Raw genomic sequence first — 3,427 nt, forward strand, 5'->3', positions numbered from 1 at the left:
CAGTGCGCCCGTCCGCGCCCGCGGCCCGCGGCCGATTGCGCGCTCTGCGCCGAGAAGGCGCGGGTGACGGCGCCCGCGAACACTTCCAGCCCCTCGATGACGTCGAGCGGACGGCCGGCCAGCGACGCGACGTCGACCGGCAGGATGCGGTGCGCGGCATCGTTCGAGTTGACGACGACGCCATCGGCATCCATCACGATCACGCCCGCCGACATGTTGGCCAGCACGGATTCCAGGTGGGCCTTGGCGCTTTCCAGCGCGGCGCGGTTGCGTTCGACGGCGGAGCGCGCTTCGAACAGCTGGCCCGTCATCGCATTGAACGATTGCGTGAGCGTGCCCAGTTCGTCGTTCGTCTCGACGATCGGGCGCGGCGACAGGTCGCCTTCCGCGACGGCGCGCGTGCCCTCGGCCAGCACGAGCAGCGGCTGCGCGAGGTTGCCGGCGATGAGGAACGACGCGCCGATGGCGGAAAAGATCGCGAGCAGCAGTGTCAGGGTGAGCTCGCCGACATACATCTTGTTCAGGCCGCGGCGCGCCGCGAAGCGCTCCTGGTATTCGCGGTAGGCGGTGCGCAGCACGGTGGAATTGGACGCCAGGTTGACGGGCACGGACTGCGTCAATTGCAGGTAGCGCGGTTCCATGCCGGGCGGCTCCGGCACGGCCACCACGACGCGCAAGCGCAGGTCGGTGGCCGCATCGAGGGCGTTGGGCGACTCGTCGTGCGCGTCACGGAAGTCGTCGTCGATACCGCCTTCCGGACGCGCATAGCCGCCCGGCATCGCGGCCTGCTTGAGCATCTGCGGCGTGGGCAGGTCGGCGGACTCGACGGCACGGCGGTCCTCGGTGGCGCTGGCGACCGGCTTGCCGGCCGCATTCAACAGCAGCGCGCTCTGCATGCCGTCGCTGTCGTCGAGCGCACGCATGAGGATCGTCTGGGCCTCCTGTTCGCCCTGCCCCGCCAGCGTGGCGGCAACGGTGCCCGCGTTGGCGTTCAGGTCGGCCAGCGCCTCGTCGAGGGCGGCGCGCGACAGATTCAGGCCGGAGTCGAGCGCGGCCTCGATCTTGACGTCGAACCACGATTCGATCGAGTGCGAAACGAACTGCACCGACACCATGAACACGACGACCCCGGGCAGGATGCCGATCCCCCCGAACAGCACCATCAATCGCACCATCAGCCGCGAGCCGAACTTGCCGGCCCTGTAGCGCGAATAAAGGCGCCAGAACGCGACCAGCACGAGCACGAACAGCGCGCCGGCGACGACGACGATCAGGCCGAACAGCCAGGCGAAATTGCGGGCGAAGAAGCCCGTGTTGCTGGATGCGGAGGCGAGAAGAAAAACGAGGATCGACGCGATCGCGCTGCCGATCACGAGGGCATAGCGCAGGGCCCGGATCACGGCTTACTCCGCACGGTAGGTGAAGGTCTTCTTGTGCGAGGCCAGGCGCCAGTCGGAATTATTCAGGGCATCGACCTGGAGCGGTTTCAACAGGTATTCGCGGTCCATGAACATGCGCACGGTAACGTTATAGGTCTCGCCCGGCTTCAGCGCCCCCGGCTTGGCGATCAGCCAGCGGGTCGGCCGGCGGATCGCGAGCAACGCTTCGTCGAGCGTGTCGAAATTCTGTTGGATGCTGCCGAGGGCGGACAAGTGATAGACCCGGAACAGCGGGTCGTAGTTCAGCTTGACCGTGCGGCGCGAGGAGACGGCGTGGTCGTCGGTCCACCACCAGCGCGGCCGGGTCAGTTCGATCTCGGTGGTGAACGACAGCGGCACGCCGTGCTGGATGGCCTGCTCGAGGCCGGGCGTCAGGTCGAACGAATAAGCGGCCTTCAGGCGATAGCCGTCGTCGGACGCTTCGATGCTGGCAAAGGTGATTTCGATCCCGTCGGCCGCCTGCGCCGTTGCGCATGCGAATGCCAGCAAGAGCTGGCAGGCGATGAGGCGGAAAAATCGTACAGTCACTAGGGCCAGAGCCTTAAAAAGCGTTGTCGGGATTGCTCACGCTCCGGCCTTCTGGAACAAGGCGTAGAACAGACCGTCATGATCCTGCCCGGCGCCACTTCGAGGAAGCAGTTGGCCCGGCGCGTCGAGACGGACCGCACCGTGGCGCGCCGCGAAGGCGGCGGCCTGCGCTTCCGATTCCTGCGGCCAGAGCGAACATGTCACGAACAGCAATTTACCATCGGGCCGCAGCATCTGCCAAAGATTGTCGAGTATTTTGCCGGAAAGTGTTGCAAGTTGGTGGGTGTCACTCTTGCGTCGTAACCAGCGGATATCCGGGTGACGGCGGACGATGCCGGACGCCGTGCACGGCACGTCGGCGAGGATACGATCGTATTGACGGCCATCCCACCAATCCGTCGCTTCCGCCGCCCCCGCCTTGACGGTCGCGGACAGCCCCAGGCGCTGCAGGTTCTGGTCCACGCGCACGAGGCGGCGCGCGTCGGCATCCAGCGCCGTCAGGTCGACGTCGGCCGTCTCCAGGATGTGTCCGCTCTTGCCGCCCGGCGCCGCGCACGCATCCAGCACGCGCATGCCGTCGTGGAGGTCGAGCAGCGGCGCGGCCAGCTGGGCACCGGCATCCTGCACGGACACGAGGCCGTCGGCAAAGCCGGGGATCTGCGCCACGTTCACGGCCTGCGCCAGGCGTACGGCGCTTGGCCCCACCTGCTCCGCGCGCATGCCGGCCGCAGCCAGCGTTTTCAGATAGGTGTCGACGTCCGTCTTGCGGCGGTTGACGCGCAGAGTCAGCGGCGGCTGGCGGTTGCCCGCCTGGAGGATCGCCTGCCAGTCGTCCGGGTACGCCGTACGCACCGAGTCGATCCACCATTGCGGGTAATTCCACTGGGCGACCTGGTCGCGCAGCGCGGCGCCGACCAGTTGCTCGCGCTCGCGCAGGAAGCGGCGCAGCACGGCGTTCACCATCGCCCTCGCGTGCGCGAAATCCGGGTGGGCGGAGCTGGCGAAGACGGCCTGGTCGACGACCGTGAAGGCTTCATAAGGCGGCTCGCTGCCTTCGGGCGGGTCGAGCAACGCCAACGCGCATTCCAGCAGGCCGGCCAACATGGCGGGCTCGGGTGCCTTGCTCGTCATCAGGCTCAGCAGGATCTCGTTGCGCCCCAGCTGGCGCATGGCGCGGTAGGCGATGTCCTGGATGGCGCCGCGCGCCTGCGGCGGGGCGTCATACGCCTGGAACACCTCGGCCAGCGCGTGGGGGAGCGCCGTGCCGGCACGCACGCGCGCGAGGCTGCTCGCCGCGCCCAGCAGGGCGAACGCGAGGGAATCGGTGCGCAGGTCGGGACTGTAATCGAGCTGGACGTGGGCCTTGACCTCGTGGCTGTGACGCAGGCGCGCGCCCTCGTCCTTGGGACGGGACGACGCGTAGCCGGCGTCGCGCGGGGCCGGTTCGACCTGTTGCGGGC

3 protein-coding genes are annotated in these 3,427 nt (G+C 68.0%); all 3 read right to left on the reverse strand.

Translation table 11 applies throughout. The features are described from left to right. A partial coding sequence (locus tag ACEN88_RS27145; protein ID WP_413344662.1) for a sensor histidine kinase occupies window positions 1–1,400 on the reverse strand: 1,400 nt, incomplete at its 3' end. A 3-nt stretch (window positions 1,401–1,403) separates the two neighbouring features. Then, window positions 1,404–1,967, reverse strand: a complete 564-nt coding sequence (locus ACEN88_RS27150) for a DUF4390 domain-containing protein (RefSeq protein WP_413344664.1) — start codon at window positions 1,965–1,967, stop codon at window positions 1,404–1,406. A gap of 36 nt (window positions 1,968–2,003) precedes the next feature. Then, window positions 2,004–3,353: a 16S rRNA (cytosine(967)-C(5))-methyltransferase RsmB gene (rsmB, locus tag ACEN88_RS27155; protein WP_413344666.1), complete on the reverse strand. Its 1,350-nt coding sequence runs from the start codon at window positions 3,351–3,353 to the stop codon at window positions 2,004–2,006. Window positions 3,354–3,427 lie beyond the last annotated feature (74 nt).

This window comes from Massilia sp. CT11-108, assembly GCF_047302915.1.
GTDB classification, from domain to species: Bacteria; Pseudomonadota; Gammaproteobacteria; order Burkholderiales; family Burkholderiaceae_D; genus Telluria; species Telluria orientalis.